Annotated in this window: 11 protein-coding genes; 4 read left to right on the top strand and 7 right to left on the bottom strand. The window is 51.6% G+C overall.

Going from position 1 to position 13,697, the window contains the following annotated elements; all coding sequences use genetic code 11:
* The first annotated feature begins 26 nt into the window (after window positions 1-26).
* Complete coding sequence (locus tag IE055_RS13250) at window positions 27-1,364, top strand: sodium-dependent transporter (protein WP_189402019.1); 1,338 nt, start codon at window positions 27-29, stop codon at window positions 1,362-1,364.
* On the opposite strand, the gene IE055_RS13245 is transcribed toward IE055_RS13250, so the two are convergent.
* From IE055_RS13245 to IE055_RS13225, 5 genes are all read right to left on the bottom strand, one after another.
* On the bottom strand, window positions 1,345-2,418 hold the full coding sequence (locus IE055_RS13245; RefSeq protein WP_189402017.1) for a 3-deoxy-7-phosphoheptulonate synthase: 1,074 nt from the start codon (window positions 2,416-2,418) through the stop codon (window positions 1,345-1,347). The genes IE055_RS13250 and IE055_RS13245 overlap by 20 nt on opposite strands.
* Before the next feature lie 72 nt (window positions 2,419-2,490).
* The gene (locus IE055_RS13240) at window positions 2,491-3,042 is read right to left on the bottom strand and encodes a DUF2878 domain-containing protein (RefSeq protein ID WP_189402014.1); all 552 of its coding nucleotides are present in this window, start codon (window positions 3,040-3,042) and stop codon (window positions 2,491-2,493) included.
* The gene (locus IE055_RS13235) at window positions 3,032-4,339 is read right to left on the bottom strand and encodes an SAM-dependent methyltransferase (RefSeq protein WP_189402012.1); all 1,308 of its coding nucleotides are present in this window, start codon (window positions 4,337-4,339) and stop codon (window positions 3,032-3,034) included. The genes IE055_RS13240 and IE055_RS13235 overlap by 11 nt, the downstream gene beginning before the upstream one ends.
* Window positions 4,340-4,349: 10 nt before the next feature.
* Window positions 4,350-5,105, bottom strand: coding sequence for a DUF1365 domain-containing protein (locus tag IE055_RS13230; protein WP_189402011.1), 756 nt, complete (start codon window positions 5,103-5,105; stop codon window positions 4,350-4,352).
* Window positions 5,093-6,367: an NAD(P)/FAD-dependent oxidoreductase gene (locus tag IE055_RS13225; protein ID WP_189402009.1), complete on the bottom strand. Its 1,275-nt coding sequence runs from the start codon at window positions 6,365-6,367 to the stop codon at window positions 5,093-5,095. Before IE055_RS13225 ends, IE055_RS13230 begins: the two co-directional genes overlap by 13 nt.
* A gap of 316 nt (window positions 6,368-6,683) precedes the next feature.
* Here IE055_RS13225 and IE055_RS13220 point away from each other — a divergent pair, with 316 nt between their 5' ends.
* Window positions 6,684-8,546, top strand: a complete 1,863-nt coding sequence (locus tag IE055_RS13220) for a LysM peptidoglycan-binding domain-containing protein (RefSeq protein ID WP_189402007.1) — start codon at window positions 6,684-6,686, stop codon at window positions 8,544-8,546.
* A 270-nt stretch (window positions 8,547-8,816) separates the two neighbouring features.
* A complete protein-coding gene (locus tag IE055_RS13215) occupies window positions 8,817-10,559 on the top strand; it encodes a phosphoenolpyruvate carboxykinase (GTP) (RefSeq protein WP_189402307.1) in 1,743 nt (580 codons plus the stop codon).
* A 117-nt stretch (window positions 10,560-10,676) separates the two neighbouring features.
* Here the strand turns inward: IE055_RS13215 and IE055_RS13210 are convergent, their stop codons facing one another.
* Complete coding sequence (locus IE055_RS13210) at window positions 10,677-11,027, bottom strand: hypothetical protein (protein ID WP_189402005.1); 351 nt, start codon at window positions 11,025-11,027, stop codon at window positions 10,677-10,679.
* A 169-nt stretch (window positions 11,028-11,196) separates the two neighbouring features.
* Window positions 11,197-11,853, bottom strand: coding sequence for a c-type cytochrome (locus IE055_RS13205; RefSeq protein ID WP_189402003.1), 657 nt, complete (start codon window positions 11,851-11,853; stop codon window positions 11,197-11,199).
* Between the two features lie 251 nt (window positions 11,854-12,104).
* Here IE055_RS13205 and IE055_RS13200 point away from each other — a divergent pair, with 251 nt between their 5' ends.
* Window positions 12,105-13,691 (top strand): Ppx/GppA phosphatase family protein, encoded by a 1,587-nt coding sequence (locus tag IE055_RS13200; protein ID WP_229794293.1) that lies wholly within the window; start codon window positions 12,105-12,107, stop codon window positions 13,689-13,691.
* Window positions 13,692-13,697: the final 6 nt, after the last annotated feature.

Raw genomic sequence — 13,697 nt, 5'->3', positions numbered from 1 at the left:
GATATAGAAATCATTGGAGACAAACTATGGCCGCTCGAGGAGAGTTTAGTTCACGCACCGCATTCGTACTTGCCGCATCCGGTTCCGCCATTGGGCTGGGTAACATCTGGGGGTTTCCGATTAAGGTAGCGTCGAACGGCGGCGGGGCGTTTGTCTTTACCTATATCATTCTGACCTTTTTGCTGGCTTATCCCATATTGATGGCCGAGCTGGTCATTGGTCGTTATGCTAAGTCAGACACGGTGCGATCGGTCAACGCTGTGAGTACCCCGGGGTTTCGGCCATTGGCGTTCCTGACTGGTTACTGGGGCATGTTAACCGCCAGTCTGATCCTGAGCTTTTACGCGATTGTCGCTGGCTGGATGGTGTCACACGGTATCGGCGCCGTTGCAGAGTTATTGGGGCAGTCGCAAACTTGGTTTGTGGCGGACTCGGTCGCACGCAGTATTCTATTCAGTGCGGTGTTCTATGTTTTGACAATTGCAATTGTGGCTAACGGCGTGGCCAGCGGGATTGAGAAATGGTCCACGCGTCTGATGCCGGTACTGATTCTTCTGATCATTGCATTGATAATTTATATAGCGATGCAACCTGGTGCCGCAGAGGGTTGGCGAGTGTATTTACAACCGGATTTTTCTAAGGTTTTGGAACCCGGTTTGGTGGTGGACGCATTGAGCCAGGCTTTTTTCTCTTTGTCACTTGGTGTGGGCACCATGATGATTTATGGCTCGTATGTCAGCAAGTCCGAAAACCTGCCTAAGCTGGGTGCGACGGTCGCAGGGATGGATATTGGGATCGCTGTGCTGGCGGGGATGCTGGTGATACCGGCAATGTATGTGGCACAACACAACGGCGTGGTCATTTATGATGATGCCGGTAATCTGATTGAGAGCGGGCGCTTGATTTTCAACGTGCTGCCTTCGTTGTTTGACACCATGGGCGGCGCAGGGGCCGTAGTGGCGATGCTGTTCTTCGCATTGATGAGTATTGCTGCGCTGACTTCTTCGATATCAATGTTGGAAGTGCCAGTTGCCTACGCCAGCGAAAGCCGCGGTATTCAGCGTAAAAAGGCCGCGTGGCTGGTTGGTAGTGGAATCTTCGCCTTCAGCTTGGTAATTATCTTCAACGCTGCTTGGTTGTTTGATTGGGTTGTCCGGATCGCCACAGAGTTCAGTGAGCCATTGATCGGCATTCTATTCTGTGTCTTTGTTGGCTGGGTATGGCAACGCGACAAACTATTGCAAGAACTAAAACAGGGTAGCCCGCATGTGGAGCGTACCCTGTTTTGGAAGATCTGGCCTACTTACGTTAAATTCGTTTGTCCGCTGATCGTGATCGGACTGCTTATACGTAGTTTTGGCTGACCGATTGTTTGAGCTGTCTGAGCTTGGATGCCATTTCTTTCAGACAGCTCTCGGTAGTGTCCCAGCCAATGCAGCCATCGGTGATCGACACGCCGTACTCAAGAGCGGACTTGTCGTCTGTCAGTTTTTGACTGCCAGGGTTTAGGTGACTTTCCAGCATAACTCCGATGATACTTTGATTTCCCTCAAGTATTTGCTGGGTTATGTTCTCTAATACCAATGGCTGTAGTTCGGGGTCTTTATTCGAATTAGCATGACTGCAATCCACCATAATATTGACGGGCAGGGCCTTATCTCTCAGTTCCCGTTCCGTTAGGCGCACATTGACCGAATCATAGTTTTGCTTGCCGCCACCGCCACGCAGCACAATGTGTGCGTATTGGTTGCCAGACGAATGTACGATCGACACCTTGCCTTGGGGATCGATGCCCAGAAAGCTGTGGCCACTGCTCACAGATTGCAGTGCATTAATGGCGACACCGAGTGAGCCGTCAGTTCCGTTTTTAAAGCCAATTGGCACCGACAAACCACTGGCCATTTCACGATGGGTTTGCGATTCCGTGGTTCGCGCACCGATCGCCGACCAGCTGATCAAGTCCTGCATGTACTGTGGTGAAATTGGATCGAGCGCTTCGTTCGCGATTGGCAGACCGATTTCATTGATCTTGATCATCAGTTCGCGCCCGATTGACATGCCTTTTTCAATTTGAAACGAGCCATCCAAATAGGGGTCGTTGATCAGACCTTTCCAGCCAACAGTCGTGCGGGGCTTTTCGAAATAGACGCGCATTAGAATGAACAATTGGTCTTGCACTTCATCGGACAGCCTTTTCAGGCGTTCCGCGTACTCCAACGCCGCTTTGGTGTCGTGGACCGAGCATGGGCCTACGACCACGAACAGCCGATTGTCTTTACGATCCAAGATGTCACGGATGGTTTGTCGGCTGCGCTCCACATGCGTGGTGATCGCGTCGGTAACGGGAAATTGTTGTTTGAATTCGAGTGGGGTCACCAAGCGTTCTAGATTGGTGATGTTGGTGTTTTCGAGACTCATTCGGTACGGCTTAATCGGTTAAGGTTGTTCCTGAGCCTATTTAAACATATCTCGTCGATGTAGAGCACCGGCTTATTTAATAAGTTTGCGTCCAGCCGCTTGAGCGAACACGGTCATGGCAAACGCCCAAGCCAGCCCAATAGCGGCGAGCACGATTTCGCGATCAATCAGGAACGCCACCGCGCCCAGTTTTTCGCCTGCCATATAGGATAAAGGGCCGCCAATTGCACCTAGTAAAGCCGGCAGAACCGGGTGCGCATTGACCCATGCCATCGAGTGATTGATGGTGAGCGCGAAACCTGCCCACAAAACTAATATCCAGGCTGGTGCCAGAAACGGCAGGGGACGAGGATCGGTGAATTCTACAAAACCCAGAATCAGCCAGAGGCTGTCGATCAGGATTCCGAGTGCCAAGCTCAGTACGAGTAAACTGTAGTCCCCCTCGGCGCGTCGGTGTGCTCGCAGCTGGAAAGCAGCAAGAAGTAGAAACGCGCACAGTGCCGGAATAAACAATCGGTTTGCGCTGCCTAGCACACAGGCAAACCACAACAGTTGAAAGAGGGCCGCGTTAATAACGGTCGGCCAACGCAGCGCGCTGGTGACTGAGGAAAACTTAGTCTGCATGCGCTTGTTTACGTAGTAAGATTTGGCCGACGCTGATGGCGCGTTCATCAAACGCACCTTCGCAATAACACAAGTAAAACTCCCACATACGCTGGAACGCGGCGTCGTAACCTTGCTGGGTAATATCGTCAATCCGATGGTAAAAACGCTTACGCCAATCACGCAGTGTTTGCGCGTAACTCAGCCCCATATCATGCAGGTCTTCTAGCATGAGACGATTATTACCAGCGAATTGTGAAATCACGCTGTAGCATGGCATAAAACCGCCGGGGAAAATGTATCGTTTGATGTAGTCCACTTCTTTGAGGGCTTTCTGGTACTGATTGTCGTCGATGACAATGGCCTGAACCAATGCTTTACCGTTAGGTTTGAGCAGGTGGTTGAGTTTACGAAAATAGGTGTCGAGGTATTGATGCCCAATTGCCTCGATCATTTCGATGGAGACCAATTTGTCAAAGGTGCCTTCGACATCACGATAGTCCTGCAATTTAACGGTTACTTGGTCGGATAGGTTTTCTCGCATAACCCGTGCGACCGCTTCGTCGTATTGTTCCTGTGAGATGGTGACCGTGGTTACCTGACAACCTGTGGTACGCGCTGCGTAGCACGCGAACCCGCCCCAGCCAGAGCCGATTTCCACCACGTGATCCTCGGAACTTAGCGCTAGTACGTCACAAATTCGTTGTAGTTTTCGCTCTGATGCCGAATTAAGATCGTCGCCGGGCTGATACAGCGCTGAGGAGTACATCATGCGTTCGTCAAGAAACAAACGAAAAAACTCGTTGCCAAGGTCGTAATGGTCCGCAATGTTCTTGCGTGAGCCGGCGACGGTATTGCGTCGAAAGAGGTGATGCCAGACGCGCAGTACATATTGAGCGATCTTCGCCAGCCCGGACTCCATTTCTTCCAATACGACTCGGTTAATGACAAAGATTCGAATTAGGTGACTCAGGTTATCGACACGCCACAGACCTTCAATATACGCTTGTGCGGACCCGTTGCTACCGCCCAACGCGACTTTGGTGTAACTGCGTAGGTCAAAGATGGTCATCGTGCATTGTAGTTTTGCGTCTGGGTCGCCGAGCACGATTGTACCTAGGGGGTCGATAACCGTGATGCAACCGCTTTCAAGTCGTTGAAATAGCTCAATATATTTACTCCTAAAGAAACGGTCGATGGCTCGATGGTTGGCATCGTCGAATATGCGTTGCCTGCTCTGAGCAAAGATTGACGGTATGAGTTCCGGTTCGGAAACAGCGTTGATATCAGGCGAGTTCGAGTAGTGATCGGTGGTCATGATGCAATGCTCAGCGTTTGGTTGGTGATGAATTCGGGTGTGCAAAAATAGGCACGCGTTTGTACCAGAGTTTTAGGGCGTTCCAGTAAATGCCAACGAGGACTTTCAGTCCCATGAACGGGTACCGAAACGGTAAATAGTTTGCTGTCTGCCTAGTCAGCGGTTTCCCTGTCAGATGCATTGACGCATTGAAAATGACCTCGGAAGCCTGCTGCAGGTTCATGCTGATGTGAAACTCTGAATCGGTGATCTTAAACCGCCACTCATAGCGCAGCGTCATAGGCATAAACGGTGATACATGAAATTGCTTATCGAACCGAGCAGTGTGGCTGGATTCGGGCACGTCTGGATCAACTTCATGGACATACACAAAGCGTTCGCCCCAAGGTGTGTTGTGGACCTCGCTTAACAAAAAGCACAACTGGTCGTTTTCAAAGCAGCAAAAGAACACGGCGGGATTAAAACAGTGGCCCCAGTAGCTGAGGTTTGCGAGCAGACATACTTGCCCTTGAAAGTCGCGTCCGGTGTGCGTCTGAATCTGGTGGCACACCTCGCTATACAAGTCGCGTTTGCTCGGTAGGTAGTTTTGACGGTTGAAGCGCACGGCATTCCAGCGGTGACTCGACCAAAGCGGGCTGATCTGATCTATCAATTCTGGCCGCTGTAAGTCTAGGCAAAGTTGAAACACACGGTAGCGAAGATGGTGCAGGACCGGGCTCTTACGGACGTGGCTAACCTGGCCAGAAAACAGCGTCAGACCGTGCATGCTAGGCGCTCCTTTATCTTTTCACTGACTTGGTACGCGGTCCGAGCACCGTCTTCATGAAACCCCCAACCCCAATAGGCACCAACATAATAAGTGTGTTGGTGACCGTCTATCTCCGCTTTGCGCTTTTGTGCAGCGACACTGGCGGCGGTAAACACAGGGTGTGTGTAATGTCGCTCCACCAAAATCTTGTCTGCGCGGATCCGATGATTGCTGTTTAGTGTGGTAAACACATTAGTCGGGCCGGGCAGGCTCTGTAGCGCGTTCATCCAGTAATTAGCGGTACATTTAAACTGCGAGCTAGGCTCCACATTGCTCGGTACCTCGGTATTCCAACTAGCCCAGGACTGCCGGTTTGGGTGCAGAAGTGTCTCATCGGTGTGCACGACCACATGATTATGCTCGAATGGGATGGCACCCAGTACGTCAGTTTCTGTTTGCGATGGGTCAGCAAGTAATGTGAGGGCTTGATCCGAATGGGTGGCGAACACAACGACATCAAACTCTTCGGGTCCGACCCCTGTGTCGGAATGAATTTGAACACCTGCGTTGTTACGCGTTACGCTGTGGATCGTGCAACCCAGCCGCCAATCGACCTTAAGCCGTTTTTGTAGTGCTTCCACGTAGGATTTCGAACCATTCTTCACCACCATCCATTGTGGTCTGCCGACCACTTTCAGCAGGCCGTGTGCCTTAAAGAAATCCACCAGATGACGAATCGGAAACTGGGCCACACGCTCTGGCGGCGAAGACCATAAGGCTGACATCATCGGGAGCAGGTGATCGTGCCAGAATGCATCGCCGTAACCTTGTTGTGTCAAGTAGTCGGCCACCGTTAGCGAGTCATCGTCAGACTCCAGTACATCGGCTGATCGAGCGTAGAAACGCAGTAAGTCGATCAACATTCGGTAAAAGCGCGGACTGAGCAGGTTACGCCGCTGGCAAAAAAGCTTGTTCAGCGAGGTCGCGTTGTAGACTAAGCCGGTTTGCTGGTTGTGCGCCGAAAAGCTCATGTCAGTTGCTTGATAGGCAACGCCTAGATCTTGCAGCATGGCATAGAAGTGCGGGTAGTACTGCGGACAGAATATGATGAAGCCACTGTCGATGCGCAGTGTGCGGCCATCGATGTCAAGTTCGTGCGTGTCAGTGTGCCCACCAGGGAAATCCTGCTTTTCGTATATCGTTACTGCGCATTCCTGATGTAATTGGTAGGCGGTAGCCAAGCCGCTGATGCCGGCGCCAATGATCGCAACTTTCTTCATCGCTCGAGTGATTAATTTGTTGGTACGAACTGCGGTTCAGCGCGCTTAGGCAACGCGGGATAATGCAGACGTTTTGTTATTCGGTCTTTCGGCAAAAAATCCGCGAGGTCACGCCACGGGATTTACTCAAGATGGTGGCCTTCAGTGTTAAATTGTTCGCAATAATCATCCACTTTGTGCGCCAAATGGTTATTATCTTGCAGCAGTGTGACGGCTGAAACTACAGGTGTATACCTTTTGTGAATGTTTGCCTTTAAGGTGATGTTAAACCGTCTTAAATTTAACTAATTTGCTCTATTTTGAGGACATTAACGCAGTGCATACTAAATTTGGGTTAGGCAGACTAAGCTTTGTTGTTCAACGTTTGCTGGCCATCATACAGCGTTGCCATCGATCGATTTATTACGCCCCCTTGGTGGTATCGGCTTGCATTGTGGTTACACCAGTCCGAGGAGCGACGCCCGTGGTCACACCGGTGGGCAACTACGCCCTGCAATGTGACGAAATATTTTCGTGCCCAGAATCGCTCATGCCTCGCGTGGCATTTTGGATTGAGGTGTTTAGTCGTTGGGACACCAGCACCGCTATTTTTCACGATAAAGAGAACCCGCATCGCGTGTACTCCACCGTCAAACGAGAAGAAGGTTGTCGACGCTCCAAGAAAGGCGATTCAATTGATCGTGAGCGCAAGCGACTCAAGCGCCAATTGCGTTCCTTGGCCGACAAGGTGGCGCAAAATGGCAGTTTGAATGACGCTGACGCGTTTCTGTACGCGCAGTTTAAGGATGAGTCTCCGTCTGAAATTCGCGCGGCTGCGGATAGAATTCGCTGTCAGTCTGGTAACAAAGACCGCATGCGCAACGCCCTGGCAGAGTACACACTGTATCAACCGACCATTCTTGAGGCGCTTGAGGATCAAAATCTGACGCCGGAACTGCAGTACCTACCATTTGTTGAATCGGCGTTTAACCCATCGGCTTTATCGCACGTAGGGGCAGCGGGTTTGTGGCAGATTATGCCGAGCACGGGGCGCACATTGGGATTGCGAGTAGACAGTCGAATTGACGAGCGCTACGACCCAATTGCGGCAACCTACGCTGCCGCACTGTATTTCCGCAATAGTGTGGATGATTTGAGCGAGACCGCATTTGAAAATGGGCATGAAGTGGCCGCCAAAGATTTGAACCCCTTCGTTATTACGTCGTATAACTACGGCGTCAGAGGCATGCAGCGAGCGATCAAACAGGTTGGTTTGGATTATGAGCGGCTATTACGCGAGTATAAGTCGCCAAGTTTTCAAACCGCAGTGAAGAACTTTTACGCCAGCTTTCTGGCTGCGCGTCACGTGGCAAAATACCAAGACCAGTTTTTTGACTCGATACCACCGAGCCCAGCGGCGCGTTTTGCCGAGCACGACGACATCGTGTTGCGCCGGGCCACATCCATAAAACGTATCGCCAGCGAGCTGCGGGTCGATATAGACGATTTGCGGGCGATGAATCCTGCACTAAAATCCGTGATTTGGAAGCACAAAGCATTGGTGCCTTCTGGCTACGCTATCCGTTTGCCAAAGAAGACCACGGGTTGGGACGCGCAGATTGCTAGAATGGACGCGTTACCTCAAGAAGTCGAAGAGGCTGGTTTCGTCTGGCATCGCGTGCGTCGTGGTCAGACTGCGTGTGGCATCGCTGAGCAGTATCGAGCGTCTTGTCGAGCACTGATTAAGCTTAATCGGCTGGACAAACGCGGTACCATATACATTGGTCGTCGTATTAAAGTTCCGACGCGCTCAGGAGGTATTGTGCTGGCCAAGAATGCCAGTGGGACCACGCCTGGCACTGCGACGACACAGATCACCGCAAGCAGTGCCGCACACATTCAAACGTATCGCGTCAAACGTGGTGATACCTCCTGTTCAATAGCGCGACGGAATGGATTGAGATGCGCTGAATTTCTAGCCTTGAATGGGTTAACTCGCGGCAGCATTATTCGAGTGGGGCAAACCGTGCACGTGACCTCGGCGGGCAGTTGGCACACTGTGCGACGTGGGCAAACCGCGTGCGGTATTGCGGAGTCGTACCGAGTTCGTTGCAGTGCGCTGCTGGATGCCAACCAGCTGACGTCGACTTCCAAAATCCTGGTTGGGCAACGTTTACGCATACCAAGTAGAGAGCTTTAGTCTTATTTGATCAGCACGCAACGTGTCTAAGAGCACTTAGATTCTCACAGTGAATGATGACTAATTGCCTGAAAGGCTAGGCAAGTTGACATTAGGTTGATAGACTCGCGCCCATAAAAATAGGCACAGCGCTCGCATTACGCAATCCTAGACATCCAACACATGTCGCGACGGAATTTTCAGTTCTGTCAGGGCCTTTTCTCAGAGGGTAATTGCAGCGTAAAAATCATCGTGCCACGACAATTCGAAAACCTAAATAACGCGCTGATTATGACCACGAAAAATCAAGAATTGGCCAGTTGGGTGTCGAGCGTTGCTGAGTTAACCAAGCCAGAATCTGTGGTTTGGTGTGACGGCAGTGAGCAGGAATACCAGCGTCTGATCGACCTGATGCTGGAAGAGGGGACTTTGTCGCCGCTTAATTCTGAGACGCATCCAAACTGCTATTTGCATCTCTCAGACCCGCAAGACGTCGCGCGGGTAGAACATTTAACCTACATCTGCACTGACGACCCCGAAGCCGTTGGCGACAACAACAATTGGTTGGCGGTCGACGACGCCAAGCAAAAGATGCATGCGTTGTATGACGGCTGCATGCAAGGTCGAACCATGTACATCATTCCGTATTGCATGGGGCCTGTCGATTCACCGTATTCGCGCTGCGGCGTCGAAATCACCGATAGCCCGTACGTTGTCGTCAACATGAAGTTAATGACACGCATGGGGGCACGCGCGCTAGCGCGCATCGAGCGTGAAGGCACCTTTGTTAAAGGTCTGCACTCGACTGGTGAACTGGATCCCGAGCGTCGTTTCATCATGCATTTCCCGGAAGAGCTGAGCATCATGAGCTATGGTTCGGGTTATGGCGGTAACGCCCTGCTGGGTAAAAAATGCCACGCTTTGCGGATCGCCAGTTGGCAAGCGCGAGATGAAGGTTGGTTGGCCGAACATATGTTGATCCTCGGCTTAGAAAGCCCTGAAGGTGAGACGCACTACATCGCCGCTGCGTTTCCATCCGCTTGTGGCAAGACCAATCTAGCTATGCTGATTCCACCGGAAAAATACAAAGATTGGAAAATTTGGACGTTAGGTGACGACATCGCCTGGCTACATAAAGGTGAAGATGGTCAGCTGCGCGCGATCAACCCCGAAGCAGGTTACTTTGGTGTGGTGCCGGGTACCAATGCCAAGACCAATCGCAATGCCTACGATATGATCCAACAGAACACGATCTTCACCAACGTGGCGCAAACCGACGATGGTGAGCCGTGGTGGGAAGACAAGAAAGTTGGTGAGCCGAGTGTGGATTGGAAGGGGAATGATTACACGCCGGGCAATGGCCCTGCGGCCCACCCAAATTCACGTTTCACCGTTTCTGCTAAAGAAAATCGTGCGTATTCATCGCTCGCAGAAGCGCCTGACGGTGTACCGATTTCTGCGATTATCTTTGGGGGGCGACGTCGTGAACTAGCGCCATTGGTGTATCAAGCTAAATCCTGGGAGCACGGTGTGTTGATTGGCGCCGGTGTTGCTTCGGAAACGACCGCGGCCGCGACGGGTGAGGTTGGCGTGGTCCGCCGTGACCCAATGGCCATGAAGCCGTTCTGTGGCTACAATTTTGCGGATTATTGGGCGCACTGGCTGAGTTTCGCCGAGCGCCTAGAAAATCCGCCGAAGATTTTCCATGTGAACTGGTTCCGCCAAGACGCAGAGGGTCGCTTCCTGTGGCCGGGTTTTGGCGAGAATTTGCGTGTATTACGCTGGATTATTGAGCGTTGCAAAGGCACCGTGGATGCGCAGGAAACAGCAATTGGCTATCTGCCTCTGGAAGACGGCGTCGACATCGCAGACCTCAATATTGACCCCGCGGTTTGGCGCGCACTGATCTCGATTGACGATGACCAGTGGCGTCAAGAAATGGACGAGTTCGGGGATTACTTAGATAGTTTTGGTGAGCGACTGCCTGTGGCATTGCGCGCCCAGCACCAAATGGTGAAAGCTGCGCTTACGTAGTTTTCAAACTTGTGTTGAAAAACAAAAAGGCGGACTCACTGTGAGTCCGCCTTTTTTCATTTGATTTCAGAGCTGATCTATTCTATTCGGTCCGATGCTCTGATTAGCTGCTTCCTGCTAGCGTTCCATAAAGTTTGTTCGAGCTGTGTTGAATTCATTCGCCACAGATTGCTCAAGTGCGATCGCGGCTTCTTCCTGTGCCTGATACTTAGCGAGCGTTTCGGCACTTCCTGCGGCGTCTGGGGCGATTGCTTCACGCTTTTTATCCAGACACACCAAGAATTCAAGGTTACGAGTTTGGAAGGCTTTTACTGCGTCCTGAGCCGCCAGCAGCTCATCTTTGCTGGCAACGTGACCGTCCGGAATGATGGGCTTGTTGGTTGGTGCTACGCAATCGCGCGCCACAGCCGAAAAGGATATGCTGGTTAGAGCGCAGATCAACAAAATGTTAGTAAAGGTAGATTTCATAGTACGTATAACCGATGGGTTGCGTTGTCGGTGGTGTTGACTCGTGAGTCGTTTGAATGCTGATTGTTAATCGTCAGCGACCCGCTGTCAAATTACAAAAAAGCCCGCGTTAAGCGGGCTTTCTACAGATACATTGAATGGCGCGCTCACCAAAGGGCTACTCGCTTAATTACTTGAATAGCTTGGGTTGAGGCGCAGACAAATCGCCTTCCTGAGAGGCGTACCATGCTGCCAGAGCTTCGATATCATCTATGCTCAAACCACTTGCAAATCCAGTCATTACGGCGTTGTTGCGACCTTCCTTGCCTTGAGTCTGCGCGGCGGCCCGATAATCTTTCAATGCTTGCACAATGTAGCTGTCATACTGGCCAGCCAGTTTTGGGAAACCGGGTTGGTCGCCATTGCCAGTGGCGCCGTGGCAGGTCGCGCAAGTGACGGATTTCTCTTTACCTAGCTTGGCGAGTTTTGCGTTAACCAGCGCCGGTTTTGATTTGCCATCCATTGCTGCGTAGTACGCTGCAATGTCTTGCATGTCTTGATCGGATAAGCTGGCAGCTTGTGCTTGCATGGTGCCATGCGAGCGTTCCTTTGAGCGATATGCCTTCAGTGCAGTAACGATATAGTCAGCGTGTTGTCCGCCTATTTTGGGAATGTTGTAGACCGGGCCGGGATTCCGGTAGCCTTCACCGGCGTGGCAACCGTTACAGGTCTGCGCTAGATTTTCGCCACGAACAAGGTCGCCAGCGGCCGCCACTGTGCCAGCGCTCAACCCAGCCGCTGCGAAAGTAAGTGTTACAACTGTATTTTTGTAGATTTTATTCAACATAAGTAAAGCACACTAAATCGTTAGAACGCGAATTCGTGATCGCGAGTTTGTCTCAAACAGCTGTTTGAAAATGCTAGCCGGACTTTAAGGAAGGTTGGCGTCAAACTCAAGTTATTTCGCCAATAAATTGGATTTTGTTGCCCTTGAATTGGCGTCGGATGACCAATTTACGGGGGGTTAGCGAGTCTGCGGAAACTTAGCTACAATAGACAAATATTTTCAATAATCATCCCAGAAGTGAGTGCACGAGATTGTCATCCGCGAACACCAATAATGATGAAGTTTTGGATGGTTCGGCATTGGAGGCCGAGTCACTACTAATCGACGTATCGAGTGAGGCTCCCGCTGGACTGGGTGAGGACTGTTACGCAGCGGTTGATCTGGGGTCGAATAGTTTTCATCTGGTAATTTCGCGCTACATTCATGGCGAGTTCATCGTGCTTGACCGGCAGCGCGAGGTAGTGCGTCTCGCTGCGGGATTGGATGACGACGGCGTGTTAACAGAGGAGGCAGCGGAGCGTGCACTGGGCTGTTTATCACGTTTTGGTCAGTTGCTGCGACACATACCTCGGAACAATCTGCGAGCGGTCGGAACAAACGCATTGCGTCGTTTGCGCGACAAAAAAGGGTTTCTGGAACGAGCTGAGTCGGCACTCGGTCACAGCATTGAGATTATCGCGGGTCGAGAAGAAGCGCGCTTGATCTATCTCGGCGTGTCGAAATGGTCCGCATATGGAGATGAGTCTCGACTTGTCATTGATATTGGTGGCGGCAGTACCGAAATTATTGCCGGCAAAGGTCAGGCCGCATTATGTCGCGAGAGTCTGGAAGTTGGTTGCGTGGTGCTGAGTAAGCAGTTTTTTGCCGACGGCAAGCTGAGCAACAAGCGATTTAAGCAGGCCACGCTGGCGGCTGAGCTGGCCATTCAGCCGGTCGTGGAGCAGTTCCGGTTACAGGGCTGGAGCCAAATTATCGGCTGTTCAGGTACCATGAAATCCATGGCTGAGGCCGTCATTCAGGGCGGGTACTCGAAGGATCGCCTAAATCGGGATGGCTTACTTAAGTTGCGTGATCACGCGATTAGTGCGGGACACGTGGATACGCTGGATCTGCCGGGTGTGAGCACTGATCGTCTGCCGGTATTCGGCGGCGGTTTGGCTATTTTATTGGCTTTGTTCGAGCTGTTTGATATCCATGAGATGCAAGTATCGGACATCGCCTTGCGAGAAGGTGTGTTGTACGACCTGGTTGGGCGACGTTCCGCCGAGGATATTCGTGATGTCACGGTGGCCGCCATGTTGATACGGTGGTCGGTCGATGCCGAGCATGCTGGCAGAGTGCGTGATACCGCTTTTGAGCTTTATGATCAAGTGGCTGCTGACTGGGATATACGTCAGTCTTTATTCCGCTCTGCACTTGGGTGGGCTTCAGAATTGCATGAAGTTGGCCTGCAGATTTCACATGATAGGTACCACAAACACGGTGCGTACTTGTTGGAGAATGCGGATTTAGCTGGGTTTGCGCGGCGCGACCAACTGCTGCTGGCAGCGCTGGTGGTCGGGCATCGCCGTAAGTTCCCTATTCAAACTTTTGAAGCCTTACCATCAACGCTGGTAACGCCAGCCAAGCGTGTTGCGGTGCTGTTGCGTCTAGCGGTCTTATTGCATCGAGGTCGCGGTAGTTACGTGCCCAAGCACATTGGCATCAGCGTCGAGGCCGAGCAAGTAAAACTGACGTTTGAGCCTAAGTGGCTGGCCAACAATCCACTTACCGAAGCCGATCTAAAACAAGAACGCAGTTGGCTAAAAACGATTGGTCTTAAGCTGGTGTTTCAGTAGTTGTAT

The sequence above is a fragment of the Arenicella chitinivorans genome (assembly GCF_014651515.1).
In the GTDB taxonomy this organism is placed as follows: domain Bacteria; phylum Pseudomonadota; class Gammaproteobacteria; order Arenicellales; family Arenicellaceae; genus Arenicella; species Arenicella chitinivorans.
Note: the sequence above shows the minus strand (reverse complement) of the source record. Positions and strands in the feature narration are given on the sequence as shown.